General features: G+C 45.2%; 22 protein-coding genes. 1 reads left to right on the top strand and 21 read right to left on the bottom strand.

Features of this window, described 5'->3' with window-relative positions:
- Positions 1-12 precede the first annotated feature (12 nt).
- The 14 genes from rpsL to QBE54_RS02805 form a co-directional block, all read right to left on the bottom strand.
- The gene (rpsL, locus tag QBE54_RS02870; RefSeq protein WP_369018858.1) at positions 13-387 is read right to left on the bottom strand and encodes a 30S ribosomal protein S12; all 375 of its coding nucleotides are present in this window, start codon (positions 385-387) and stop codon (positions 13-15) included.
- A gap of 41 nt (positions 388-428) precedes the next feature.
- On the bottom strand, positions 429-674 hold the full coding sequence (locus QBE54_RS02865; protein WP_369018857.1) for a ribosomal L7Ae/L30e/S12e/Gadd45 family protein: 246 nt from the start codon (positions 672-674) through the stop codon (positions 429-431).
- Between the two features lie 59 nt (positions 675-733).
- A complete protein-coding gene (rpoC, locus tag QBE54_RS02860) occupies positions 734-5,704 on the bottom strand; it encodes a DNA-directed RNA polymerase subunit beta' (RefSeq protein WP_369018856.1) in 4,971 nt (1,656 codons plus the stop codon).
- Positions 5,705-5,729: 25 nt separating this feature from the next.
- Positions 5,730-9,455, bottom strand: coding sequence for a DNA-directed RNA polymerase subunit beta (rpoB, locus tag QBE54_RS02855; protein WP_369018855.1), 3,726 nt, complete (start codon positions 9,453-9,455; stop codon positions 5,730-5,732).
- A gap of 210 nt (positions 9,456-9,665) precedes the next feature.
- A complete protein-coding gene (locus QBE54_RS02850; protein WP_369018854.1) occupies positions 9,666-10,400 on the bottom strand; it encodes a metallophosphoesterase in 735 nt (244 codons plus the stop codon).
- Entirely contained in the window at positions 10,401-11,015 is a 615-nt protein-coding gene (locus tag QBE54_RS02845; protein WP_369018853.1) for a V-type ATP synthase subunit D, read from the bottom strand.
- A gap of 3 nt (positions 11,016-11,018) precedes the next feature.
- On the bottom strand, positions 11,019-12,413 hold the full coding sequence (locus QBE54_RS02840; protein ID WP_369018852.1) for a V-type ATP synthase subunit B: 1,395 nt from the start codon (positions 12,411-12,413) through the stop codon (positions 11,019-11,021).
- Positions 12,406-14,199: a V-type ATP synthase subunit A gene (locus QBE54_RS02835; RefSeq protein ID WP_369018851.1), complete on the bottom strand. Its 1,794-nt coding sequence runs from the start codon at positions 14,197-14,199 to the stop codon at positions 12,406-12,408. The genes QBE54_RS02840 and QBE54_RS02835 overlap by 8 nt, the downstream gene beginning before the upstream one ends.
- Positions 14,199-14,528: a V-type ATP synthase subunit F gene (locus QBE54_RS02830; protein ID WP_369018850.1), complete on the bottom strand. Its 330-nt coding sequence runs from the start codon at positions 14,526-14,528 to the stop codon at positions 14,199-14,201. The genes QBE54_RS02835 and QBE54_RS02830 overlap by 1 nt, the downstream gene beginning before the upstream one ends.
- The gene (locus QBE54_RS02825; protein WP_369018849.1) at positions 14,521-15,552 is read right to left on the bottom strand and encodes a V-type ATPase subunit; all 1,032 of its coding nucleotides are present in this window, start codon (positions 15,550-15,552) and stop codon (positions 14,521-14,523) included. The genes QBE54_RS02830 and QBE54_RS02825 overlap by 8 nt, the downstream gene beginning before the upstream one ends.
- The gene (locus QBE54_RS02820; protein ID WP_369018848.1) at positions 15,549-16,139 is read right to left on the bottom strand and encodes a V-type ATP synthase subunit E; all 591 of its coding nucleotides are present in this window, start codon (positions 16,137-16,139) and stop codon (positions 15,549-15,551) included. The genes QBE54_RS02825 and QBE54_RS02820 overlap by 4 nt, the downstream gene beginning before the upstream one ends.
- Positions 16,140-16,153: 14 nt before the next feature.
- Positions 16,154-16,630: a V-type ATP synthase subunit K gene (locus QBE54_RS02815; RefSeq protein WP_369018847.1), complete on the bottom strand. Its 477-nt coding sequence runs from the start codon at positions 16,628-16,630 to the stop codon at positions 16,154-16,156.
- A gap of 25 nt (positions 16,631-16,655) precedes the next feature.
- Complete coding sequence (locus tag QBE54_RS02810; protein ID WP_369018846.1) at positions 16,656-18,629, bottom strand: V-type ATP synthase subunit I; 1,974 nt, start codon at positions 18,627-18,629, stop codon at positions 16,656-16,658.
- Complete coding sequence (locus QBE54_RS02805) at positions 18,616-18,942, bottom strand: hypothetical protein (RefSeq protein WP_369018845.1); 327 nt, start codon at positions 18,940-18,942, stop codon at positions 18,616-18,618. Before QBE54_RS02805 ends, QBE54_RS02810 begins: the two co-directional genes overlap by 14 nt.
- Before the next feature lie 112 nt (positions 18,943-19,054).
- Between QBE54_RS02805 and QBE54_RS02800 the strand changes: the two genes are divergently transcribed.
- Positions 19,055-19,537 carry a flavodoxin family protein gene (locus QBE54_RS02800; protein ID WP_369018844.1) on the top strand — a complete coding sequence of 161 codons (483 nt, stop codon included), beginning with the start codon at positions 19,055-19,057 and terminating at the stop codon, positions 19,535-19,537.
- On the opposite strand, the gene QBE54_RS02795 is transcribed toward QBE54_RS02800, so the two are convergent.
- From QBE54_RS02795 to QBE54_RS02765, 7 genes are read right to left on the bottom strand one after another with little or no spacing between them, the layout of a single operon-like run.
- Positions 19,488-20,222, bottom strand: coding sequence for a DUF429 domain-containing protein (locus tag QBE54_RS02795; RefSeq protein ID WP_369018843.1), 735 nt, complete (start codon positions 20,220-20,222; stop codon positions 19,488-19,490). The two genes, QBE54_RS02800 and QBE54_RS02795, sit on opposite strands and share 50 nt — an antisense overlap.
- Complete coding sequence (gene purF / locus QBE54_RS02790) at positions 20,194-21,585, bottom strand: amidophosphoribosyltransferase (protein ID WP_369018842.1); 1,392 nt, start codon at positions 21,583-21,585, stop codon at positions 20,194-20,196. The genes QBE54_RS02795 and purF overlap by 29 nt, the downstream gene beginning before the upstream one ends.
- Before the next feature lie 38 nt (positions 21,586-21,623).
- A complete protein-coding gene (gene purL / locus QBE54_RS02785) occupies positions 21,624-23,840 on the bottom strand; it encodes a phosphoribosylformylglycinamidine synthase subunit PurL (RefSeq protein ID WP_369018841.1) in 2,217 nt (738 codons plus the stop codon).
- Entirely contained in the window at positions 23,795-24,517 is a 723-nt protein-coding gene (gene purQ / locus QBE54_RS02780; RefSeq protein WP_369018840.1) for a phosphoribosylformylglycinamidine synthase subunit PurQ, read from the bottom strand. The genes purL and purQ overlap by 46 nt, the downstream gene beginning before the upstream one ends.
- Before the next feature lie 10 nt (positions 24,518-24,527).
- The gene (gene purS / locus QBE54_RS02775; protein ID WP_369018839.1) at positions 24,528-24,782 is read right to left on the bottom strand and encodes a phosphoribosylformylglycinamidine synthase subunit PurS; all 255 of its coding nucleotides are present in this window, start codon (positions 24,780-24,782) and stop codon (positions 24,528-24,530) included.
- A 50-nt stretch (positions 24,783-24,832) separates the two neighbouring features.
- A complete protein-coding gene (locus QBE54_RS02770) occupies positions 24,833-26,032 on the bottom strand; it encodes a Gfo/Idh/MocA family protein (RefSeq protein ID WP_369018838.1) in 1,200 nt (399 codons plus the stop codon).
- Positions 26,033-26,074: 42 nt separating this feature from the next.
- On the bottom strand, positions 26,075-26,434 hold the full coding sequence (locus QBE54_RS02765; protein WP_369018837.1) for a hypothetical protein: 360 nt from the start codon (positions 26,432-26,434) through the stop codon (positions 26,075-26,077).
- Positions 26,435-26,454: the final 20 nt, after the last annotated feature.

Genomic DNA, 26,454 nt, shown 5'->3' with positions numbered 1-26,454 from the left:
CTCACTCCTTCTTCAGGATTTAGGTCTTTTGGCACCGTATTTGGAACGTGCCTGTTTTCTATTTTCAACTCCCGCAGCATCAAGAGCCCCTCGAATAATGTGATAGCGTACTCCGGGAAGGTCTTTAACTCTTCCACCGCGAATAAGTACAATGGAATGCTCCTGTAGGTTGTGGCCTATACCAGGTATGTAGGCAGTTACCTCAATACCATTGGTCAATCGAACCCTGGCAACCTTACGCAATGCCGAATTAGGTTTTTTAGGGGTAATAGTCCAAACTCGAGTGCATACTCCCCTTTTCTGGGGAGAACCCTTAAGAGCCGGAGCACTGCTTTTCTTTTTAGGTTTTTTTCTTCCTACTCTCACCAATTGATTAATGGTAGGCATCTCCATCCTCCCTTATCTTAGATACTTTTGGCTCTACATTTTTATCTCAAAATGGCGGCACAAGAAGCGCCAACCTCAATACCACAAGCCTTGCCTAACTCTTCTGCACTATCAACATACTCCAAAGGTATGTCTTTTTCTCTCGCCAAAGATATAACTTCCTCCAGGATTTCACTATCTACGTCACTGGCAACAAAAACTTTCGACACTTTATCCCTTTGAAGAGCCTTCAAAGTTTGCCGCATTCCAACCACTTTATCTGAACTCCAGAGTTCCTGCAGAGCCATTTAAACTCTCCTCCAGAGCAACGGAGCAATTTTAACAACATTTATTCAGCCTGTCAATATTATTCAGCATCTTCTTCCTCATCAGCATCGAAAATTCCTTCTTCCAGAGAATCTTCTTCATCCATCTCTTCCATCGCTCTTTCTTCTGCTCCCATAAGTTCTTTCCAGTCAATCAACTCTTCACTCTCTGGCAAAACCGACTGCTCTTTGGAAACATCTTCTGTGGAGAGTCTCAACTTTCGGTACTTCTCAAAACCAGTACCCGCTGGAATGATTTTGCCGATGATTACATTTTCTTTCAGGCCCACCAACTCGTCTACTTTTCCTTTTATGGCAGAATCAGCCAGAACATGAGTAGTTTGCTGGAAAGAAGCTGCTGACAGGAAACTTTCCACGGCTAACGAAGCTTTCGTTATGCCCAGAACCACAGGACCTCCAGTAGCAACTTGTTTTAAAGAGGGAAGATATATAAACTCCTGAATAAGCGCCCGGGTTTCCTTCTCCCCTTCCACTTCTCGAAGGAAAATCACTTCCACGTTATCTTCAGCAATACGGAGCGCCGTTTCCCTGTCTATAACCTGCCCTGCTTTAACCAGAACTTCACCGTTGCTACCCATGATAATATCCTGAGCTGCTACTTTCCCAGCCACTTCTTTTTCAAGCAATTCGCTGAGTCTTCCTTCGATGGAGAAGAACTTACCATCAACTAGAGGTATTTCCTTCACGCCCTCAGCTACCAATCTACGCGCAATGCTACGACTTATGGTTTGTCCAGCCTGAACAATTAATTCTCCAGTTCTGGGGCTGACTATATCTTGAGCCACTTCCTGACCAAGGATTTCGTCTCTGACAATCCGAATCAGATTATCCTTAATTGGGAAAAAGCGAACGTTCTTCCACACCACTACTTTTTCAATTTCATGATCCTGCAACAAATCGAGATGGTGATCTTCCAATTTGGTATCAGCAGGGATAAGCACCTCTCCAGACTGGGGATCTTTAACATCTTCAGCAAGAATTGCGCCACGCAAACGTTTCCATATTTCCTTTTCCCTTATTTTCAGAAAAACAGGCCCCATTTCAGCGATTTTATCAATTATTGCTTCGTTAATCTCTTCACCAGCCTTGACAACGGTTTTTCCCTCTCGGTCTTTAAGCTCTTCAAAGCAAACTTTACCTCTTAACTCTGCTCTAAGGCTGCGATAGCCTCTGATGACCTTTGCCAGAGTCCCATCTTTCGTCTCGACCGAAAAGGGTTTGCATTCCACAGAAAGTATTTTTTCAAGAGCATCTCCGTTAAGTTCTTGATCTTTTTTCACCACAAGCTGATCGGAAAAATCGAAAACATCCTCGTGCAAAGTTAAGTCTTCAAAAAGCCGTTCCGCTTCTTCAAGAAGCAAACGGTTCTCCTCTCGAATTCGGTTATTCTCTCTCTCAAAATCCTCAATATGCACCAATTCTCCAGAAAGGAGCTCAGTATCACCTGCGTCCTCAACCTTGACCTTGTTAAGGCGAGCTATCTGACGTACTATGACCTCAATATGTTTATCGTTAATATTGACTCCTTGGGAAAGGTAAACTGACTGGATTTCCTCTACCAGATACCTCTGTACCTCACGAATACCTTTTATCCTGAGAATATCTCGGGGATTAATGGGTCCAAAAGTGAGTCGATCCCCAGCCTTTACTTCATCACCCTCAGTCACACATACTCTTACATCGTGAGGTACCAGGTAAGTCCTAATCGTTTGGTCTTCTTCGTCTTCAAGGGGTTTCACGTATATTTTCTTTCTGTTGCCTACGATCTCGATCTTTTCAACCACTCCATCCACATCAGAGAGTACTGCCGCCTTTTTGGGTTTACGAACTTCAAAAAGCTGTTCCACTCTTGGCAAACCCTGTGTAATATCTTCTCCAGCTATTCGCACACCACCAGTGTGGAAGGTACGCATAGTGAGCTGAGTACCTGGTTCTCCAATCGACTGTGCCGCAACAATACCCACCGCTTCACCCAGGTCCACCAGCTTACCGGTAGCCAAATTACGGCCATAACACTTAGCGCAAACGCCATAGCGAGTTTTACAGGTAAGAACCGAACGTACCCAAGCTTCTCTGATGCCCTTCTCTTTCATTCTGGCAATGGCATCTTCATTGATTTCTTCACCAGCTCTGACAATGATCTCTCCGTTCTCAGGGTCTTGAATATCTCGCAATGCTGTTCTTCCCAGAACGCGCTCTTCAAAAGACTCAACCACGTTTTTATTTTCATCCAACAGATCTGTGACCAGGATACCATCATCCACACCACAGTCGTACTCTCTGACGATAACATCTTGAGCTACATCGACCAAGCGACGGGTTAAGTAACCAGATTTTGCAGTTCTCAAGGCAGTATCAGCAAGTCCTTTCCTTGCGCCATGGGTGGAAATAAAGTACTCGAGAACACTCAAGCCTTCCCGGAAGTTAGCCTTGATGGGATAGTCAATAATTCTACCAGAGGGATCTGCCATGAGACCTCGCATTCCCGCAAGCTGACTAACCTGGCGGATGCTGCCTCTGGCTCCTGAGGTAGCCATCATGTTAACAGGGTTGAAATCATCCAGATTGCGAAGTATGGCATCGGCAATCTTGTTTGAAGCTTCAGTCCAAACATCAATAACCTTCTGCTCTCTTTCTTCTGAAGTAATTAAACCCTCACTATAGTGTTCGTTGATTTCTGCTACTTTTCTCGTTGCCTCTTCGATAATCTCGGCTTTCTGAGAAGGTACTTCAAGGTCCAGCACTCCAATAGTTGAACCAGAACGAGTGGCATAGTGAAAGCCGGTTTCCTTAATGCGGTCTAACATTTCTACCGTAACCTGATTGCCAAATTTCCGGTAACAAAGACTAATTATCTCTAAAAGCTTCTTTTTGGTTACTGGTTCATTATAGTAAGGCATCCCTTCGGGTAATAACTGATTAAAAATGACTCTACCTACAGTGGTAAACTCTACCTCCGGATGCTTCTGGGTGACTTCTTTAATCCTGATGGGTTCATGAAGGTCCACTTTCCCAAAATCATAAGCAAGTAAGGCATCGTCAATGGTTAAAAACGCTTTTTTCTTCTCATAGTTCTTTGAACTCAACAAAGTCATGTAGTAACAACCCAGAACCATATCCTGCCCAGGTACCGCTACCGGATTACCGTTAGCAGGTGAAAGGATATTATGCGAAGAAAGCATAATTATCTGGGCCTCAGCCTGAGCCTCAAGAGAAAGAGGTACATGGACCGCCATCTGGTCTCCGTCAAAGTCTGCATTAAAGGGAGGACAAACCAAAGGATGCAATTGAATAGCATTGCCCTCCACCAGGACTGGCTGGAAGGCCTGAATACTCAAACGATGCAAAGTAGGAGCACGGTTAAGCAGTACCGGGTGTTCTGCGATAACCTCTTCCAGAGCTTCCCAAACTTCATCCCTGGCTTTGTCAACCATGCGCTTGGCACTCTTTATATTATGAGCATAACCCTTGTCCACCAGTTTTTTCATCACAAAGGGCTTGAAAAGTTCCAGGGCCATCTTCTTGGGAAGACCGCACTGGTCAAATCGCAAACGCGGTCCAGAAACAATTACTGAGCGTCCGGAATAGTCCACACGCTTACCCAGAAGGTTTTGGCGAAAACGACCTTTTTTACCCCTAAGCATATCGCTTAAGGATTTAAGCGGTCGATTCCCTGTGCCCAGAACCGCTCTCCCTCGGCGTCCATTATCAAAAAGAGCGTCAACTGCTTCCTGGAGCATTCTCTTTTCGTTTTTGATAATGATCTCTGGAGCCCCCAACTGCAGTAATCGCTTTAAGCGATTATTGCGGTTAATCACCCGACGATAAAGGTCATTGAGGTCCGAAGTGGCAAAGCGACCACCATCAAGCTGTACCATGGGCCGGAGATCTGGAGGTAGAACGGGTATAACTTCGAGAATCATCCATTCTGGCTTGTTACCCGACTTACAGAAAGCCTCAACAACTTCCAGTCTCTTAATGATTTTCTTGGCTTTCTGCCCTGAAGCTTCTTTAAGTTCCTTGCGCAGTTCTCTCGCCAATTGATGAACATCTATGCTCTTCAAAATTTCTCGGACTGCTTCAGCTCCCACTCCAGCTTTAAAATCAGGGTCATATTTCGAAAGCAACTTAGCTTCAGTTTCCAAAATCATTTGAGCCTTTTTGAGACCCGTTTTACCTGGGTCAATGATGATATAACAGGGTTCCTCAACTGTATCAGTAAGGGGTGTCTCTTCAAAAAGATTACCAAAGGTTTCCCTGAGCTTTTGCACTTCGGATTCAGAAAGGACTTCATCTCTTTGGTAAGGAAAAGCTCTTACGTCAACTACTTCAAAATGCTCTTCATCTATCTCCTCTACCGAAAAACTATTCTTATACTTGGAACGGTAACGAGTGTACTCTTTAAGGTTGAGGCGGTCGCCTACTGAAAATGGCAATTCGTGAACCTCGGTGATTCTGTAAGCAGGCTCAGCAACAAAATCAAAATCGTACTTGCGGTAAATGTCGTACTCGGTCTTGCGAATAATCTGCTCCTCTTTCAAGTCGGTAGAACCGGGATTGATAACTTTATAGCAATCCTCCGTCTTTCTGCCTGAGGCAAAGTAAAGTACCTTTTCCAGGTTTTTGGGCAAAATACCCAGAAGCAAAGCCATTTTACTGGGAATACTCTTAAAATACCAGATGTGTGAAACCGGAGCCGCCAGTTCAATGTGCCCCAGGCGTTCCCTGCGCACCACTGAACGAGTAATTTCAACACCACAGCGATCACAGACTACACCTTTGTTGCGAATTCTTTTGTATTTACCGCAATAGCATTCCCAGTCCTTGGTGGGTCCAAAAATTTTTTCACAGAAAAGACCATCTTTTTCTGGCTTAAGAGTTCGATAGTTTATGGTTTCCGGTTTTTTAACCTCTCCATGAGACCACTTACGGATTTGCTCTGGAGAAGCCAGAGCAATTTTCACCGCACCCAGGTCATTAACGTCTATCAAGAAAGTTTCCTCCTTTGTTCACTTTTTACTTAGATTTTAGATTTGCCCCCAGAGCAGGGGCATCCTCATCAGAATTTTCTATTTCTTCAAGAGAGATTTCTCTTTTTTTGGAATCATAAACTCGCACGTCCAGAGCCAGACTTTGCAGTTCTTTGACCAAAACCTTAAATGATTCAGGCACCGAAGGCTTGAGCACGTTCTGCCCCTTCACAATAGCCTCGTAGGCTTTGACTCTTCCCATGATATCGTCAGACTTAACGGTAAGCATCTCTTGAAGGGTATAAGCAGCTCCATAACCCTCAAGAGCCCACACCTCCATTTCTCCAAAGCGCTGTCCTCCAAACTGCGCTTTCCCACCCAGCGGTTGCTGGGTAACCAGCGAATAAGGACCCGTAGAACGAGCATGAATTTTGGTTTCCACTAAATGAGCAAGTTTCATCATATATATATATCCAACGGTAACTTCGTTATCAAAGGGTTCTCCAGTTCTGCCATCAAAAAGGGTAATTTTAGCATAAGGAAGGATTTCCAGATCGGGAGAAATTCTGGTATCAAACAAATGCTCCTGAGGTGTATTGGTCACAGCCTTGCTTTGATTCAGGGCTTCCAGAATTTCCCACTCCTTGGCCCCATCAAAAGGAGGACTGGCAACAAACTTTCTCTCCCGATTGGCAATCCAGCCCAGATGGGTCTCCAGAATTTGACCAATATTCATTCGCGAAGGCACACCAAGCGGATTTAACACTATATCCACCGGCGTCCCGTCAGGTAAGAAGGGCATGTCCTCTTCAGGAAGAATGCGAGCAATGACCCCTTTGTTGCCGTGTCTTCCAGCCATTTTATCTCCCACAGTGATTTTTCGCTTTTGAGCAACATAAACCTTAACCAGTTTATTGACCCCAGGAGCCAGCTCGTCTCCCGCTTCCCGAGAGAACACCTTAACATCTATCACCTTGCCATATTCTCCATGCGGAACCCTCAAAGAAGTGTCGCGAACTTCACGTGCTTTCTCGCCAAAAATAGCTCGCAACAAACGCTCTTCGGGAGTTAGTTCTGTCTCTCCTTTGGGCGTAACTTTACCAACCAGAATATCGCCCGGCTTGACATTAGCTCCAATGCGGATAATTCCCTCTTCATCAAGATCTTTTAACGCTTCTTCTCCCAAGTTAGGTATATCCCTGGTGATTTCCTCAGGACCCAGTTTGGTGTCACGTGCTTCCACTTCATACTCTTCAATGTGAATAGAAGTAAAAATGTCTTCCTTAACCAAGCGTTCACTAATCAATATCGCGTCTTCAAAGTTTTCTCCTTCCCAGGGCATAAAAGCCACCAAAACATTTCTGCCCAGGGAAATTTCACCCATTGAAGTACATGGACCATCAGCAATTATCTGACCTACCTCCACCCGGTCACCAACTCGAACCAAAGGCTTGTGATTAATGCAGGTGCTTTGATTGGAACGTTGAAATTTATCCAACCAGTAAACGTCCATCAAACCTGAATCTGTTTCTATTTCTATCTTTGAAGCATCCACTTTTCTAACTATGCCGCTGTTGCGAGCCACAACTGTAGCACCTGAATCCTGGGCAACTTTGTACTCCATACCAGTACCAACATAAGGAGGCTGAGTTCTGAGAAGAGGAACTGCCTGACGCTGCATGTTAGTGCCCATTAAGGCTCGGTTTGCATCGTTGTGTTCCAGAAAAGGAATCAAGGAGGCTGAAGCACTAATAATCTGCTGCGGCGAAACATCCATAAACTCAACCTTCTCACGAGGAACTTCTACAATTTTACCCCGAAAGCGAACCACAGCTTTTTCCCCAACAATACGACCCTCAGCATCGACTTCCACATCACAAGGCGCAATATGATACCTGTCTTCCTCGTCGGCAGAAAGATATACCACTTCATCAGTAACCTTACCATTGACCACACGTCGATAAGGAGTTTCCAGAAAACCGAATTCGTTGACCTTAGCATAAACACAAAGAGAAGAAATCAACCCAATGTTGGGTCCTTCAGGAGTTTCAATGGGACACATTCTGCCATAGTGAGTATAATGCACGTCTCTAACTTCAAAGCCCGCACGGTCTCGCTGTAATCCACCCGGTCCAAGCGCGCTCAATCTCCTTTTATGAGTTAGCTCGGAAAGTGGGTTTACCTGGTCCATAAACTGGGATAAGGGGTTACTACCAAAGAATTCCCGGATGGCAGCAACCACAGGGCGAATGTTGATAAGGCTTTGAGGAGTGATTGATTCAGAATCAGTCTGTATAGTCATTCTCTCCCGAATAACCTTTTCAACCCTCAACAAGCCAGTGCGGAACTGGTTTTGTAAAAGCTCTCCCACTGGACGGGCTCGCCGGTTGCCCAGATGGTCAATGTCATCGTCGTATCCTATGCCGTCTATAAGGTTAAGCAGATATCTTAAGCCACCTACTACGTCCTGAGGAGTAAGTGTCCTACCTTTCTTCACTACAACCTTTTCCACTCCAGCTCGCATAAGATAATGAATGCTTTCTATGGTGAGTTCCTCTCCGGCTTTTAAGAAGACTTCCCCCGTTTCCATATCAATGACGTCTTTGCTAAGTATTCTGCCTTCAAGCTCTTCAGAAAGCGTTTCTTCAGTAAAATCCCGCTCTATATAGACTTTAACTGGCAAACCTTCTTCGTTGAAAATTTTTACATACTCAATGGGGTATTCAAGGTTAAGCTTCTCCAGCTTCTGGGCGAGCTCCCGATCTACACGGTCACCCACCCGAGCTACGACTTGAAAACGCTCCTTATCATAAGCGTCAGCAATGAGATTAAAATCCCGAATAACCTTGTGTTCCTCAAGGTCCAGAATTACATCTTCCGCCACTGCTAACTCTTCAACTCCAACCAGTCGTTCTTCAAGTTTCAGCTTATTATTGATTTTGTATCTTCCTACTTCTCCCAAATCATAGTGACGAGGATCAAAAAACAGATATTTTATAAAGTTGCGCGTATTTTCCTCAGTAGGTGGCTCACTGGGCCGCAATCTCCTGAAAATATCTACAACTGCTTCTTTGGTATTTTCGGTGCTATCCCTCTCCAGAGTTCTGCGAATAAAAGGATGATAGTCAAAAAGAGCGAGAATTTCTTCGTCATCACTAAAGCCAAGTGCCCGCACCAAGGTAACAGCGTTTATCTTTCGGCGTTTATCAACCCTGACAAAAATTATGTCTCCAGGGTCAACACCAAACTCTAACCAAGCACCACGGTTAGGGATAATTTTAAAACCATATTCTACCTTGCCAGTTTGGGTTATCTCCTTAGAGAAAAACATGCCCGGGGAACGTATCAACTGAGTTACCACAACTCTTTCAGCCCCGTTAACAACAAAAGTTCCCCGTTCTGTCATGATGGGAAGGTCTCCCATGTATACGTCTTGCTCTTTGATTTCGCCAGTCCTACGGTCAATAAGGCGAATTCTCACATACAAAGGAGAAGCATAAGTCCTACCTCGTTCCTTACACTCCCTTACTGAATAAGGGGGCTCCTCCACACGGTAACCCAGGTATTCAAGAACCAGATTACCTGTGAAGTCCTGGACTGGAAAAATTTCCATAAAGACCTCGTGTAAACCCTGCTTTTTCCTTTGCTCTGGGGGCACGTCTTTTTGCAAAAACCACCGAAAAGATTCCTTCTGAATCTCTACAAAGTCAGGCAAAGGAAAAGAAGAGGGAAGCTTGGCAAAGCTTTGCCTATCGATATATTTTGTGCTCACCCATTACACCACCTTTGAGGGATTAGGCTTAAATCGGGTATACGCCATGCAAGATTAAAATAAGAACTTAACGGAATCTTTTAAAGAAGAAAATCCCAACACTCCCCATTTTTCACAGCACCAGAACAAGCAAGGGCTTATTATAGAAGATTTGTCAATGAGTGTCAACAAATTTTTAAAAATTTTTTGGAACTAAAAAATACCAAATATTTATCTTCCCTGAAAAAGACGCATAGCAAGAACAGCAGGAAGCCCAGCCTCCAGAATTTTTGAAGCGGTTTCCTCGACAGGATAATCCACTCGCCTTACGTAAATTTTCCCTTCTTGAGTATCAAGTACTGCAAAGCAGGCTCTGGGATTGCCATCACGTGGTTGTCCCACGCTACCACAATTCACAAAGTACCTCTTGTCTTTTTCCAGAACGATTACCCCTCCTTCCTTCATGGAAAACTTACGAACTACTCCTTGCTCTCCACTCCAAATATAACCTTCGGCAACGTGGGTGTGAGCAAAAAAGCAGACCTTGAACGAGAAACGTTTGAAATCTCTCAATGCCTGCCGATAATCGGTGAGGTATTCTTCAAGCGGGTCACTGAGTGTGCCATGAACCCCCAGGACTGCTTCTGTCAGAACTTCACGAAGTGGGAAGGATTGTATCAATTCCAAAGCCTTAGTGGGCAGAACTTTTCTGGTCCAGAGGAGTGCTTCATACGCAACAGGGTTAAACCACTCAAGAGAAAGAACACCCGTGCAGGCGGCTTCGTGGTTGCCCATCAGTATTTTTGCTTTTCTTTCCACAAGCCAATTTAAACACTCAGCAGGTTGTGGGCCATAGCCAATAACATCTCCTAGAACATATACCGCATCAACATCTTCAAAAAACCTGGCTATGGCCAGCAGCGCATCAAAATTTCCATGAATATCAGCAAGTATCGCTATGCGCAACTAACGCAACGACCCTTTTATCCTCATAATACTGGTCAGGGAGGAGCGAGCCAGCTCATCAAGCTTGAGAGTTATATACTTAATCGTTTCCTCCAAATTGGGAATTAACACATATTCCAGAGCGTTAACTCGCCTCCGGGTTTTCTCTATTTCAACAGCCAGGAGCTCAATAGCCTTTTCAGCTTCCGCAAGGCGAATCATCAAAGGCAGAACCTTGAAGAAGGAACCAAAGGCTTCATCAACCTCGGCTGGAGTGTGAATCACGCTGTAAGTGTAGGGGTCGCCCTCCACACGCACCTCAAAATGCGGAACTCTCACTCCAGTTATAAAGCGCACTTCCATCTCCAGCTCCAGTCTCTGCTGGGGAAAAACAGTGATGAGCTCCTTATCCTCAGAACGAAGCATCAAAGCAGCTTTGTTTTGTGCCTCGAAAGCTTTCACAATCTCTGCTTCAATCTGTTGGCGGAGGGTGCTGTTTTCCCTAACTATTTTCACAAAATCCTGAATCAAGGCTTCCAGTTTATCTTTCAACAGCTTATGGCCCCTGCGCGCCATGGAAAGTCTATTTCTCAACTTCATCAATTCCATGCGGTTCGGATTTACATTCAAGCGCATCGATTATGCACCTTCGCTCTCAGAAACTTTCTTTCCATAAAACTTGTCAAGATAGGCATCTCTGATACGCTTCAATTCCTCCCTTGGAAGCATCCGCAGGAGATCCCATCCAATCTCAAGAGTCTGTTCTATGCTTCTGTTCTCGTATTCCCCCTGTCGAACAAAACGGTCCTCAAAAGCATCCGCAAATTTCATATACAAACGGTCCAAGTCGGTAAGCGAGCTTTCTCCAAGAATCGCTGCCAATTCCGCAGCCTCTCTACCTCTGGCATAGGCAGCAAACAACTGGTTGGCCACATCCGCATGGTCTTCCCGGGTCTTACCAACACCGATGCCTTTGTCTCGCAAGCGAGAAAGAGAGGGTAAAACATCAATGGGCGGATAAATACCCCTACGGTGAAGTTGCCTGCTAAGAATGATTTGCCCTTCGGTAATGTATCCAGTAAGGTCAGGTATAGGATGCGTTTTATCATCTTCGGGCATGGTCAAAATCGGAATTTGGGTAATAGAACCCTTTTTACCCCTTATTCTTCCAGCCCGTTCATACATGGTAGCAAGGTCGGTGTAAAGATAGCCTGGATAGCCTCTACGGCCAGGTACCTCTCTTCGTGCTGCCGAAACTTCGCGCAATGCTTCACAATAGTTAGTCATGTCAGTAAGCACAACCAAAACCTGCATGTCCATTTCAAAGGCCAGAAACTCGGCAGCAGTCAAAGCCATTCGGGGGGTGATTATCCTTTCTATAGCGGGGTCGTTAGCCAGGTTTACAAAAAGCACCGAGCGTTCTATGGCACCCGTGTTTCTCAGCTCAGATATGAAATAATTCGCCTCCTCAAAGGTGATACCCAAAGCTCCAAATACCACGGCAAACTTTTCTTCTTCTCCCAGCACTTTTGCCTGTCGAGCTATCTGTGCCGCAAGACGAGCATGAGGTAGCCCTGACCCAGAAAATATTGGTAGTTTCTGGCCCCTGACCAGGGTATTAAGACCATCAATGGCAGAAATACCAGTCTGGATAAAATCGATGGGATAATCGCGCGCTACTGGATTGATGGGATTACCATTAATGTCCATCCGGGCATCGGGAACTATCGGAGGACCACCATCTATAGGAACACCAGAACCGCTGAATATTCTACCCAAAATATCCCCGGAAACTGGTAACTCCATAATCCTCCCCAGGAAACGTACCCTGGTTTGGCCAACCCCAATGCCCTCCGTTCCCTCAAAAACCTGCACCAGCGCTCTACCCGCACTGGTCATTAAAACCTGACCTCTCTTGAGGGAACCATCTTGAAGCTCTATCTCCACAATTTCCATGTAACGAGCATCCTGAACTTCCTCAACCACCAGCAAAGGCCCATGAATTTCGGAAACAGTGGTAAACTCTTTATACATTGCTTTCAACCTCGCCCCGCAGTTTTTCTCGAATTTGATTCCGGATTTCCTCGGCAAGTTGTTCTATTTTTTCCAGCTCCTCTTCAGGAACATATTTCATTCTTCCAATTCTCTCACGAGCTGGGATAGCCAGCAGTTCTTTCAATGGCAGTCCCTGCTCAATTGCCTGCATCCCTTCTTGATAATAAACTAAAATGGTACTCAACATGAGGTACTGCTTCTTCAACGAAGTATAGGTATCGATTTCCTGAAAAGCATTTTGCTGGAGAAAGTCCTCGCGAATGGAGCGTGCTATTTCAAGAATAAATCTTTCCCGCGAGGACAGCGATTCCACACCAACCAGACGCACGATTTCTTCCAGCTCGGCTTCCTGCTGCAAAATCCGCATGGCTTCCGCCCGCTTGCTCGAAAAGTCAGCAGCTACTTCTCTTTTCCAGTACTCTTCAAGGTGCTGCAAATAAAGAGAATAACTAATCAACCAGTTAATGGCCGGGAAATGACGACGATACGCCAGACGGTCTTCAAGTCCCCAGAAGACCTGCACCACTCGCAAAGTATTTTGGGTAACCGGCTCAGAAAGGTCTCCTCCCGGAGGAGAAACGGCACCAATAACGCTTAAAGAGCCAGAACGGCCCTCGCTACCCAAACATTGAACTTTACCTGCCCGCTCATAAAAGCTGGCGATTCTTGTACCTAAATAGGCCGGGAAACCTTCTTCACCAGGCATTTCCTCGAGGCGGCCGGAAATCTCACGCATTGCTTCAGCCCAACGTGACGTGGAGTCAGCCATCAGAGCAACGCTATACCCCATATCCCGATAGTATTCAGCAATGGTTATCCCTGTATACACTGAAGCCTCTCGCGCTGCAACCGGCATGTTAGAAGTATTAGCTATTAAAACTGTTCTTTTCATAAGGGGTTCGCCGGTGTAGGGGTCAATGAGTTCGGGAAACTCCATCAGAACGTCTGTCATTTCGTTACCCCGTTCGCCGCAACCTATAAAAACGACCAGGTCAGCGTTAGACCACTTGGCAAGCTGATGCTGCACCACCGTCTTACCACTACCGAAGGGCCCCGGAATGCAGGCTACTCCTCCCTTCGCGATGGGAAAGAAAGTATCTATAACCCGCTGGCCAGTCAACAGAGGCTCATCAAGTGGCAACTTTTTGCGGTAAGGGCGAGGAGTCCTAACTGGCCACCTCTGCAGCATCTTAATTTCTCGACTTTTGCCGTCTTTATCCTCAACAACTGCAATAACTTCTTCAACGGTAAACGCCCCTTCTTTTATTTCTACAACTCTCCCTTCGATGCCAGGAGGAACCATAATACGATGCTTAATGGTCGTAGTTTCCTGTACTTCCCCAAGAATATCTCCAGGTTGCACTTCGCTACCCTCTTTAACCAGCGGTTTAAATTCCCACTTTCTATCCCGTCTGAGAGCAGGAAGTTCTACACCTCGAGCAATAAAGTCTCCAGAGCTTTCTCGTATCAGCTCCAGAGGGCGTTGTGTTCCATCAAAGATACACCCCACGAGTCCCGGACCAAGTTCAACACTTAGTGGCTCATAAGTGCTCACCACCGGCTCTCCAGGCCGGATACCTGCAGTTTCCTCATAGACCTGAATGGTTACCCTATTCCCTTCAACTCCGATAATTTCTCCAAAAAGGCCCTTTTCGCCAACTTTGACCATGTCGTACATTTTAGCTCCATGAAGGTCTTCAGCAATCACCACTGGCCCATTAACACTAAATACACGTCCCGCTTTTTGATTTTTCAACTCCATCATCATTCCTCTCCCTGAAGCAGAATATTGCTTCCAATAGCAAGTTCTACCAGTTTTCTAATAGTATCCCCGCCTTTTCCAATCTCCGCCTTTTTAGTAGGAATGGGGCAAATTACTGGCAAGGCTTCAGAACGCAAATCTTCAAAAAAAGCTTTCAAAACTGGATAAAAACGCCACTCAGTAAAAATAACAGCGTAATTAGCACTTCGTATCTCTTGAAGCATCTCTCGCAACTCTGCATCTTCCTTCACTGCAAAAACATCAAAACCCATGCCTCGAAAACAGAGGGTATTTTCTTCTCCACCCACAAAAGCAAGCTTTACCTTACTCATAGTAGCACTCCCGAATCTTTTGACGTAATACATTCTCGGGCAGTCCAAAGTACTTCCCTTGTAAAACAATACGTAAATTTTTGATATCCAGAGCTTTAGCAAAGAGAAACCCGAGAATGGGTTCAGGCCCAGTAGCAACAATACGGTATGGCTTTAAATGTTGCAAAAGATAGTTATCTATGTTCCTTTCTATGTCTGCTAAAAACGCGGGATCCTCGCGGTATGAACCCTCTTCAGGTAGGAGAAAAGCTAAACCCAAAGAAGCAAAAACTTCCAGAACTTTTTCAGCAGAACCAGTTATCAGTATCGTGAAATCAGAACTTTTCAAAAATGGGTTCTCCAGAAAAATTTTCATCGCCAAATCAAGCTTTCTCTGTTGGAGGCGCAACCGTAAGGCAGCCTGCAGAAGGCTCAACACCACGTAAGCCAGATACCAGTTACGAATAGCCCGACTGCTGGATTCGCTGTACAGCTTCAACAATTCAGCCAGGTAAAATCTATCCATAACCAGCTCGACAGCCTGGATGTTAGAATGCTCTTCATAGGCAGCCATCGCTTCCTGAATGGCTAAACGGTAAGGTTCTGGAACAAACTCTCCGCTTTCACCACTCATAAAACGCAGAATCCTTGACCATTGGAGTGTACCTATTGGAGGTTTTTCCAGGTTTTTTCTGGCCAAAAAAGCCTTGAGCTGCAACTTCAAACCCAGAAAATTGAATTGCATCACGAAAAACTGTGCCAGGTCTTTACCAAGCTTGTGAGATGCTATTTCGTTCACTACCCAAAGATGATGCTCATTAAGTGCTTGATTGAGATCCTCCAATTTATAGCTCAATGCCTGGAATTTTTCCCCAAGATAAGGTACTTCCTGAACTGCTCTGATTGCTTGTTCCAAAGATTCTGCCTTAAGCATAGAATCCAGCACTCTGTAGTTCAAAAGGCTCCTTTCAAGAACCCGAACTCTACCTATCAAATATCCATACTTGCTACTTCTTTCAGGATGCACTTGCAGAAAGGTCTTCATTGAGCAACACCTTGAGCCAGCAATTGAGCAACCAATTGTTCATTGCGACGCAAAAAATCCTCGATAATACTCTCAAAACTTAAATTTACAAAACAACCACCACGTCGAATTAGAAAACCTCTTTCCACCTTTTCCGTTGTGCCACCAAAACTCAGCTTCAAAGATTTTTCAGTGCTCAATGCTTCAACAAAGTCACGACCAAGCCGATTAGCTTCTTCGGGTGCCATGAAAATCTCATCGCCTTCCTGAACATTCTCAAGTAAAAGCTTCTTGCACCATTGAGAGTATACTTCTTCGATTTTCTCAAAAAAGGCCTTTTTCAAAGCCTTCCTTAATTCTTCCAATAATCTATATTTAGCTTCACTAAGCAAGGTTTTGCCTTGCAAACGGGCTTCAGCAAGATAGCGCTGGCTTTCAAGCTCGATCTTTGATTTTGCCTCCTCACGGAGCAATTGCATTCTCTTCCTGACTTCCCTTTCAGCATTCTCTACTCTACGTTCCGCCTCAAGATGCGCTTCCTCAATAATAGATTTTTTTCTTATCTCTGCATCTTCCTCTATTTTACGTAGGATATCCTCAATAGGCATGAAAAAACACGCTCCTAAACCTGAATAGAGTTGAGAAGCAAAATGGTAGCGAGAAGCGAAAGCACAGCGTAGGTCTCTACCATAGCAGGCAAAATGATTGCCTTACCAGTTTCCTCAGGTCTTCTGGCAATTAGACCAATACAGGCAGCCGAAGTTTTTCCCTGATATATACCAGAAAGTAGACCCACAATGGCTATTGGAAGGCAGGCGAACATAATTTGCATACCCTGCGCTGCATTAACGGCAACTGGCGAACCACCAAAAAGTCCCAGTTTAATAAGCACCCAGAATCCTGCCAATAAACCGTAAATGCCCTGGGTACCTGGAAGCGCCTGCAAAAGAAGAACTTGTCCAAACTTGCCAGGATCTTCAGTCATAACTCCAGCACCAACTTCTCCGGCGATGCCTACACCTACTGCAGAACCTATGCCAGCCAACCCTATGGCCATAGCAGAACCCAACAGTGCGAATACCAGTCCGTCTACAAGCATGGATTTCAAACCTCCTTCGTGCTAATTAAATTATCTTTATGTATTTAGTCCTGTACCCAAAAGGCTTAAATTCTTTGCCCCCATTTTCATAAAACTTGGTAAAAAATTCCACGTACTGCAACCTTGCTGAGTGGACAAAAGCACCCAAACCACTCATGGCCAGGTTAAAGAGATGGAAAATCAACGCAATTGCCAGACCTATCAACCAGCCTATGTAGGGAGAACTTCCAAAAAGAGTAGAAAGGGTACGGGCAAGGATTGCAATAATAGTCGTGGAAAGACCCAGAGCAAAAAGTCGGGAATAAGAAAGCACATCACCCAGGTAGGAAACCAGCCCGTAAAGACTCAGTATGCCAGAGAGGACCTTCATTACTGGGTTCCTCTGATGTCTTCCCTGAGTCGCTACCAGAAAAAGAGCTGCTCCAACAACCACCGGTAAAACTACTGAAGCATAGGAGGAAGCAACCGAAAAAACCACCAAATAAACAACTATCGATGAGATAAATACAAACCATCCCAGTTCATCCATCACCGCCTTGGCATAATTTCTCCTCCGCCATTCTTTGACAAAACCCACCATAACCCCCACCAGAACCTGAACTATACCCAAAAACAGGGAAAAGATAAGCATAGGCAGGGGGTTGTTTATGGGGTCGATCAAAGTAAGTCTCCGCTTCAAAAGGCCCAGAAAAGCAAGGGTGGATGGCAAATAGTCAAAAAGGTCTCCCAGCCAGGAACCCGTTAAAACACCAACAACCAGGGAAGCCACGCCACCCCAGGCAAGCATCCTGAAAAATTGCTTTGTTGATTCGGGAACTTTCAAAGTAGAAGCCCCCAAAAAACCCAAAAGGGCAAGTATCAACCCGTAAATTGTGTCTCCAAGACAAATCCCGAAAAAGAGGAAGAAAAAACCTGCAACCAGAGGTGTGGGGTCTATTTCCCGATAGTTGGGAAGACCATACAATCGGGTCAACACTTCAAAATTTTGAACCCAGCGATTATTCTCTATAAAAACCGGCACCTCTTCATCCAAGTTAGGTTCACGATGAAATAAGGCCCATTCTTTACCTTTATCCTTGAGGGCTTTCTCCAAGAGGGGAATATCGGATTTACGAATCCATCCGCTGAGAATGGCGGTTTCACTGGTCTGCAAAATAGTCGATTCCTTCTCCTTGCGTTCTAATTCCGTCAAGTAATAGTCATGAGCAATTTTTAACTCTCTCTCAAACTTGGAATAAAGAGCAGCCTTGCGAAGCAACTCTTTCTGGCGGTCAAGCAATGCTTCTATGCGCTGCTCAATTTGTTTTCTGGCCTCAACAGGAGTTCCTTCAAAAGCCTGAGGCAGAGCAAGCAATGAAATAGACATGCTTTGGATTATCTTTTCAAAAGCTTCAAAAAACTCCTTATGAATAACCAGAAAAACTATCAAATTTTTTCCCGAACCCGGAAAGACCTCCATTTCCCAAAGAGTACCAGCTTCTGAAAGCCTTTGTCTTAGAACTTCTCTTTTCTCAGCAGGTACCTCTATCAAAAAACTCTGGGTGTAGCGCGTGGAACCCACATCTTCAAGGAAAACATCCACTTTTTCGATTCGAGAAAGAAATTCCCGCAACGCAAGCAACCGGTTAAGGCGGGACCTTAAGGACTGCACCTGTTCCTCAATAGAACGACAGGCTTTATACAACGAGGTATGATCAAAACATGGTTTTCTAAATTCCTCCATCTGCACTTCGAGGGGCTGAGGGAAAAAGTTACTCAAACCAGAAGCAGGTTTTGAAGAATACTTGCCGATAAAATCCAGGCAGAAGTTAACTTCCAACAAGGCATTTTCCAGTTCTTTTACTCTGCCATCACCACCAACCCTGGCTATCAAATCTTCAGGTAAAGACCTCTCCTCTTCCAGGGAAACAACGCCTAGTTCCTGCAAAAGGCCCAGACAGGTATCACGAAAAGATCGGTGCACTACCAGATGCATTCGGCGCATTTCACTGATAGCCATATTCCGTCCACACCTTCTCCAGTAAAAAGTTAACCATCTCTGGAAGCCGCCCCGCAAAATGACGCTCAAAATTCATTGCCTGCTCCTCATACTCCTTCCGTATACGAGCTGCTTCTTTCTGAATATCTTCGATTCGGCTTTTTCTCATCAATTCTATTTCTTCCTGAGTTTCCTGGATAAGCTTTTCTTCCATTTCCCGAATCCTGACTTCGGCTTCCTGGAGAATCCTTGCAGCTTCTCTCTCTGCTTCTCGAATTTCCTGCTCTTTCTTTCTTTCAAGCTCCCTTATTCTCCCAACCACATCGACAACCATGTAAGTTAACCCTCCGACTTATTGATAACCGTCGTAATCTTATCAAATCCCCGTTTCAATTGCAATAAATCGTGATAAAATTATCAAAAAAATGGGTTAGGAGGTGGCAAGTATGAAAGCGCTCGTACTTTACTACACAAGGACTGGTACAACTCAAAAAATGGCTGAAACCATTAGTCAAACACTTGAGCAAGAAGGCATTGTAACCGATCTTGTGGAAGCAAATAATTTCTCAGTTGATAAATTGCCTGAATACCAAATCATCGTAATAGGCTCACCCACCTATTACGGAACCATGGCAGCAGAGATAAAACAAATCCTTGATGAAAGTGTTCGTCTGCATGGAAAACTCGATGGAAAAATCGGCGGTGCATTCACGTCATCAGGGAACGTAGCAGGAGGTAACGAAACCACCATCTGGTCAATACTCTCTGCGCTATTAATCCATGGAATGATTATAAAAGGAGTCCATTCGGGAAACCACTATGGCCCTGTTGCCGTAGATTCATTTGGAGAGGAAGCTCGAAGAGAATGCGTGGAGTACGCTAAGGAATTAGCCAGGTTGGGGAAAACTTTGATAAAGGAACAACAATAAACCCCTCTTCAGGATTGCCAAAAATTCTTATCCGCTCGGGACACACTGTTGCAACCCAGGCAGTATAAAGACACAAAAGTGCATCCACCACGTCCCTGCCTTTCTGTCTTTCCAAAAGCAGGGGCCGCATATATGTTTCCAGGTTTTTCGCAAAAAAAGAACCAGTTTCTTCTTTGAGACAGGGAAGTAATTCTTCTATAAACACCTCACCTCTTTGGCGAACAATTTTTAGGTCAGCGCACAAAGCTATAGCGCTCAAGGACGCAAAAACTTCTATCACTACCCGCGCTTTAGAAGGCTCCGGAACGGGCACCACCTGAAAGCCATGTTTTTCCAAAAGTTTATGAAACTCAAAAAGCAAAGGAAACCTACTAAGGATAAAAGAACGACTAATGGGCAGGATACCCCATCCTGCTTTCCTTAAAAGCGGGGCAAGTTCTCTTTCCGGTTTTCGATTGCCATCGGAATTAGGAATACGCAACGGGGCATCAATAGCCAAAAGTAAAGAAGGGTGAGCAGCAAAAAAGCGCTCAAAGTCCAGAAAGTCCTTTAGGGCAAAAAGATCGCAAAACTCATAAAGAAAGCCTTTTCGCTTTGCAAGGGCAACCCAGGAATCCTTCCTGAAGCTCCAGGAAAGGTCTACACCCGCAATAAATTCATACTTTTTCCAGAGCGTTCTTTGCAAACTCCTTCTCTATGCGAACCGGATAATCGCCGTTAAAACAAGCGAAACAAAAATCTTTACCTGCGTTTCCAACTATCTCTTTCAAATCCTCAATATCGAGATATTGCAAACTATCAAGATCCAGATACTGCCTTATCTCTTCAACACTTTTTCCAAAAGCAACGAGTTCGGAAGAACTTGGAAAATCCACTCCATAAAAACATGGAAAACGATGAGGAGGGGAACTAACCCGCATGTGAACCTCTTTGACTCCTGCCCTCTTCAGGGTAGTTATCCTTCTCCTTGAGGTATTCCCCCTGACAATCGAGTCTTCAATTACAATCACCCGCTTGTTCTGTAGCAGACTCTTGAGAGGGTTCAACTTTATATCTATCGCCAGTTCCCTTTCATCCTGACGAGGACGAATAAAAGTGCGACCGACATAGGGATTACGGATAAAACCCAGCTCCAAAGGTATGCCAGAAAATTCTGCAAAGCCCAGAGCTGCACACATCCCAGAGTCAGGTACGGGAATTACCATATCAGCAACAGCAAACTCTCTGGCAGCCAGCTTCTGCCCCATCTTTTTGCGTGCCTCGTAAACACTGTTTCCAAAAACCAGGCTGTCTGGACGAGCAAAATATATTAACTCAAAAACACAAAAGGCTTTTCTTGAGGAATAAGCATAGAAAAACGAGCGAACTCCATTTTGATCAATAACCACCATTTCCCCCGGAGCGATTTCTCTTAGGAACTCAGCTCCCAGCACATCAAAAGCGCAGCTCTCCGAACTTATCACATAACCTCCATCCAATTTGCCCAAAGCGAGCGGCCTGAAACCCCAGGGATCCCTAACCGCAATTAGGCGGTCAGGAGCAATGATTCCCAACGAAAAGGCACCCCTCATCTGCCACAAAGCTTCTTTAATGGAGTCCTCGAGATTGTCGAACTGGCTGCGAGCAATGAGATGCAAAATCAACTCAGTATCCATGGAAGACCGGAATACAGAACCCAGACGAGTAAGTTGCTTACGAAGCTGCAAAGTATTGGTCAAGTTACCGTTGTGAGCTATGCCCAGCTCTCCAAAACGACAATCCCCCAAAAAGGGTTGCGCATTCTTAAGGGAAGAAGAGCCAGTAGTCGAATAACGGACGTGGCCTAGAGCAACGTGGCCTTTAAGTCTTTCAAAGTCTGAAGGATGAAAGACCTCACTAACCAGCCCCATGCCCTTCTTTTCCTGCAGGCTCTTCCCGTCCCAAACAACAATGCCTGCACTCTCCTGGCCACGGTGCTGGAGCGAGAAAAGCCCTAAATAAGTTAGCTCTACAGCATTAGGCAAACCAAACACTCCAAAAACGCCACAGCTCTCTTTTAAACCCAGCAAAGACTTCGCCTACCTTTCTGAAAAAATTATGTCAGAAATTAAAACGTCATTTCCCAGTGTTTTCTGGCAACCTCTACGCTAACTCTAATCAGTTCTCTTTTTCCCTTACGGAAAACCAGATGCTTACCCCCACTTCTCCCCAGAACTTGGAAAGGAAAACCCCTTTCAAGAAGAATCTTTTCAAATTTTGGAAAGTCTTTCTCCTCAACTGTAACCACTGCTCTGCCCCCTGCTTCTCCAAACAGAATTACATCTTCTCTCAAATCACCACAATTACCGATATCAATGTCGAATCCCACTGCCGCTTCTGCGCTCAACGAAGCTTCGGCAAGGGCTATAGCCAGACCACCCTCGCTAACGTCAATCGCTGAGCAAAGGCATCTTTCTTTGACAAGCTCGATTAAAACTTCCTGAAGGCGCTTTTCTGCCTCCATATCAAAATGGGGAAGAGGGCCAACCTCCAGATTATGAATTACTCTTAAATACTCACTACCACCGAGCCCATCACCACATTCGCCAAGTAACACAATCAGCAAGTTTTCTTGACTGAAACAGGAAGGAATAACTCTGGAAATATCCTCTACAATCCCTATCATCCCGACGGTAGGCGTAGGATAGATCGAACCCTCTGGGCTTTCGTTGTAAAAAGATACATTGCCACTCACCACGGGAACATTGAAATATTGAGCAGCCTCACTCAGGCCTCTCACGGCTTCCACAAACTGCCAGTAACGGTCCGGTTTGTCAGGATTACCAAAATTCAGGCAATCAGTAATACCAGCAGGAGTGGCTCCACAACAGGCAAGATTCCTTGCAGCTTCAGCAACCGCCATCTGAGCACCCTGGTAAGGATTCAAGAAGCAATAAAGGGGGTTGCAGTCAGTGGTCACCGCTATACCCCAGTTTTTACCTTTTACCCGAAGTACCACAGTTCCCGAACCCGGGTAAATTACTGTGTTGGTTTGAACCATGTGGTCGTACTGCTCGTAAACAAAGCGACGAGAGCACAGGTTTGGTGAGGCAAGCAGGGATAGAAAAGTTTGATTAAGGTCTTCAGGAACAGGCAACGTGTCAAAAGCAAAGCTGTTGAGCTCCTTAAAGTAAGGGGGTTCGTGAAACGGTGGCACACAAGAAGGTGGAGCAGTTAAGGCTTTGGCTGGAACATCGGCCACAATTTCACCTCGGTAACGTATGGTGACCCTTCCTGAGTCAACAACCCGACCAATAACTTCTGCCTCAAGACCCCACTTTCTGAAAATACTGCATATTGTTTCTTCATAGCCCTTTTCAACACAGAGAAGCATGCGCTCCTGCGATTCAGACATCATAATCTCCCAGGCTTCCATGCCTTCCTCGCGCACCGGCACCCGATCCAAGTCAACTTCCATCCCGGAATCACCAGCTGCAGCCATTTCGCTCGTGGAACAGGTAAGACCTGCTGCACCCATGTCTTTTATTCCAACCACTCTACCAGTTTCTATGGCTTCCAGGGTAGCTTCGATAAGGCACTTTTCAGTGAAAGGATCACCAATCTGAACACTGGGCCTCTTTTCCTCATTCTCTGCAAACTCCTGAGAGGCCAGAATACTACAGCCACCTATACCATCTCTTCCTGTCTTGTTACCTACATAGATTATGGCATTGCCTTCACCCCTGGCTACAGCTCGCATTAAACCATTCTCGGGCACCAGGCCAATACACATCACGTTCACCAAACAGTTGCCTCGAAAGGAAGGATGGAAGTAAAGCTCCCCTGCAACCGTTGGCACACCAACACAATTCCCATAAAAAGCAATCCCGTCAACAACGCCCCGAAAAATATACCTGGAACGATTTTCATCAGGAGGAGCAAAGCAGAGGGAATCCAGACATGCAATGGGGCGAGCCCCACTACCCAGGATATCACGGATTATGCCTCCCACACCTGTTGCTGCACCCTGCTTTGGCTCCACCTGGGAAGGATGATTATGGCTTTCCATTTTGAAAACCAGAGCTAATCCATCATAGACTATGCCTCCAGCATCTTCTCCAACCAGAGCTTGGAACCTTCCCCGGCGGGGCAAAAGCCGGAACCAACTTCTGGAATGGGTGTAACCACAATGTTCTGACCACTCCACAGAGAACATAGCTATCTCAGTAGAAGTCGGAACTCTACCCAAAATTTCCAGAATCCTGTTGTAGTCTTCCTCTCGTAAGCCAAGACTCAAAGCTATTTCTTTATTACCACTTTGCTGCACTTTCTCTCCTCCAACCATTGAATAATAGATTGAAAAAGTCTTTTTCCGTCTTCTGAACCCAAAATTGATTCTGCACAGCGCTCAGGATGTGGCATCATGCCCAGAACATTCCCCGAAGGCGAAACTATTCCGGCAACATTCCCCACCGAACCATTAGGATTGGCATCCGTGCTAATTCTACCCTGCGCATCACAGTATCTGAAGGCAATCAAATTGTTCCTTTCTAGTTCCTCAAATACTGAAGGGGGAACAAAAAAATTGCCCTGTTGATGCGCAATAGGCATTTTAACCACTTCTCCCTGAGCGTATCGCATGGTAAAAGGCGTATCGCTGTTCTCCACCCTGAGATATACCCAGCGACATATGAAATGACCACCAATGTTGGGCAAAAGCACTCCAGGCAGTAAACCAGCCTCAACAAGGATTTGAAAGCCGTTGCAGATACCTAAAACCAGCCCCCCTTTCTCAGCGAATTCCCGAATACTGAGCATAATAGGAGCATACGCAGCTATGGCTCCGGCTCGCAAATAATCACCATAGCTAAATCCGCCTGGCAACACAATACAATCACAATCTTTCAAATCTCTTGCTGCATGCCAGAGATATACAGTCTCCACACCCAGCACATCGTGCAAAACATGGAAACAGTCTCGATCACAGTTAGAACCAGGAAAAACAACGATTCCAAAACGCATGGTCCACTCCTCATTTTACTTTTTCTAAGGAGAAATCGAAATCCTCAATAATGGGGTTAGCCAGAAGCTGATGACACATTGCTTCAAGCAGCTTTTCGGCTTCCGCGTCATTTTCAGCATCAAACAAAACCTCAAAAAATTTACCCGTCTTGACTTCTTCTACACTTTCAAAGGAAAGTGAATGCAAAGCATTTTTAATGGTAACTCCCTGAGGATCAAAAACACCACTTTTTAAAGTAACGACCACTTTACCACGGTATTGCATGCTATTCCTCCTTCAAAAGGCACGGAGAAAAACCCCGTGCCTTTCGGTTTCTAATACTGTATCAACTCTTTTTTCCCAGTCTCTGCAGATTTCAAAATAGTATCACAAACCAAAGCACAGCGGTACCCATCTTCGAAAGTAGCTCCATAAGGAGCAATAGAGCGGTTGTTCACTACAGCATCCAGAAAATGTGCTATGGCATGTACAAAAGTGTGTTCCCAACCAATAATATGACCATGGGGCCACCACTTATCATAAAAAGGATGATAGCTTTCGGTAACCAGCACATCGTGAAAGCCACGCAAAACCTTTGGTTCTTCATCAGTTAGATACACCTCAAGCTCGTTCAATCTTTCCAAGTTGAAACGCAAGCTCCCTTTAGAGCCATTAATCTCGATTACCTGATAATTCTTGCGTCCACCGCAAAACCGAGAAGCTTCCAGGGTGCCAATAGCACCTCCCTCAAACTCTACGATGGCAACGAACGCATCGTCCACATCGACAGGAACTTTTTTCTGAGGGTCTTCGAGAGAGGGGCGTTCCTTAATAAAGGTACGAGTTAAAGCACTCACGGAAGTAATTTCTCCCACCAGAAAACGCGCTAAATCGACAATGTGGGAACCAAGGTCTCCAAGGGCTCCAGAACCAGAAACTCCCTTTTGCAATCTCCATACAGCTGGAAAGTTGGGGTCCATAATCCACTCTTGCAAATATTGAGCGCGAAAGTGGTATATTTCTCCCAATTTTCCTTCTTCTATTAACTCTTTAGCCAGACGTAACGCGGGAACGAAACGATAGTTAAAACAAACCATCGCCTTAGCTGGGGAAGCCTTCGCCGCTTCCCACATTTTCCAAGCTTCCTCAGAAGTAGCAGCAAGTGGTTTTTCGCAGAAAACATGTTTTCCCAGTTTTAGAGCTTCAATACAGGGCTCAGCGTGTAGGTTATTAGGACCACTATTATCAAATATTTGTACTTCACTATCTTGAAGCATTGTCTTCCAGTCAGTATAGTACTTTTCATACCCATAGCGAACTTTTGCTTCCTTAACGGCTTCCTCATTGCGCCCACATATTGCAACCAGGCGAGGAAAAGCAACCGGAGGCCAGAAAATATAGGGATACTTTTTGTAAGCGTTGGTATGCGCTTTGCCCATAAAAGCATAACCCAGCATACCGATACCCAGCTCCGGTATGTCCTTCGCTACACCTTTTTTCTCGCCCATAGTCACAAATCCAACCTTTTCAGCCATTCAAAACGCCCCCTTTTAGAATATAATTGCCCCCAGCCCCAACTAATAAGGATTGACTTCCTGCAACAAGCTCATTACTTTTCTCGCCAGAGCAAAAATTTCTTCTTTTTCCATCCCTTCCAGATTCACCACTATCGATACCGTGAAAAAATCCAAATCCTTACCTACTCCCGCAACTGCTACTTTTGAAAGTCCTTCCTCTTTGATTCTTTGCATCAAATACCTAGCCATATCCAGGGTTTGTTTTTGAAGAAGTGGCCACCTGGAGATGTCCTCTTCGGCAAGCACAAAGCCAACTTCTGCTCTGTCTCCACGAACCCTGACAAGGGCAAACTCGCCAAAAGAGTAATTTTCTTCCACATAATTACGGAATATTCTTCCTCTGGGAATTTCCTCTGTCAAAGCACTCCCCTCCCTGGAAT

It is taken from the genome of Thermatribacter velox, from assembly GCF_038396615.1.
Taxonomy (GTDB): domain Bacteria; phylum Atribacterota; class Atribacteria; order Atribacterales; family Thermatribacteraceae; genus Thermatribacter; species Thermatribacter velox.
Note: the sequence above shows the minus strand (reverse complement) of the source record. Positions and strands in the feature narration are given on the sequence as shown.

Coding starts and splice junctions, on each gene's coding strand:
- rpsL (WP_369018858.1), bottom strand. CDS start 387: ATGCCTACCATTAATCAATTGGTGAGAGTAGGAAGAAAAAAACCTAAA.
- QBE54_RS02865 (WP_369018857.1), bottom strand. CDS start 674: ATGGCTCTGCAGGAACTCTGGAGTTCAGATAAAGTGGTTGGAATGCGG.
- QBE54_RS02845 (WP_369018853.1), bottom strand. CDS start 11,015: ATGCGCTTGAATGTAAATCCGAACCGCATGGAATTGATGAAGTTGAGA.
- QBE54_RS02840 (WP_369018852.1), bottom strand. CDS start 12,413: ATGTATAAAGAGTTTACCACTGTTTCCGAAATTCATGGGCCTTTGCTG.
- QBE54_RS02835 (WP_369018851.1), bottom strand. CDS start 14,199: ATGATGGAGTTGAAAAATCAAAAAGCGGGACGTGTATTTAGTGTTAAT.
- QBE54_RS02830 (WP_369018850.1), bottom strand. CDS start 14,528: ATGAGTAAGGTAAAGCTTGCTTTTGTGGGTGGAGAAGAAAATACCCTC.
- QBE54_RS02825 (WP_369018849.1), bottom strand. CDS start 15,552: ATGAAGACCTTTCTGCAAGTGCATCCTGAAAGAAGTAGCAAGTATGGA.
- QBE54_RS02820 (WP_369018848.1), bottom strand. CDS start 16,139: ATGCCTATTGAGGATATCCTACGTAAAATAGAGGAAGATGCAGAGATA.
- QBE54_RS02815 (WP_369018847.1), bottom strand. CDS start 16,630: ATGCTTGTAGACGGACTGGTATTCGCACTGTTGGGTTCTGCTATGGCC.
- QBE54_RS02810 (WP_369018846.1), bottom strand. CDS start 18,629: ATGGCTATCAGTGAAATGCGCCGAATGCATCTGGTAGTGCACCGATCT.
- QBE54_RS02805 (WP_369018845.1), bottom strand. CDS start 18,942: ATGGTTGTCGATGTGGTTGGGAGAATAAGGGAGCTTGAAAGAAAGAAA.
- QBE54_RS02800 (WP_369018844.1), top strand. CDS start 19,055: ATGAAAGCGCTCGTACTTTACTACACAAGGACTGGTACAACTCAAAAA.
- purL (WP_369018841.1), bottom strand. CDS start 23,840: ATGGTTGGAGGAGAGAAAGTGCAGCAAAGTGGTAATAAAGAAATAGCT.
- purQ (WP_369018840.1), bottom strand. CDS start 24,517: ATGCGTTTTGGAATCGTTGTTTTTCCTGGTTCTAACTGTGATCGAGAC.
- purS (WP_369018839.1), bottom strand. CDS start 24,782: ATGCAATACCGTGGTAAAGTGGTCGTTACTTTAAAAAGTGGTGTTTTT.
- QBE54_RS02770 (WP_369018838.1), bottom strand. CDS start 26,032: ATGGCTGAAAAGGTTGGATTTGTGACTATGGGCGAGAAAAAAGGTGTA.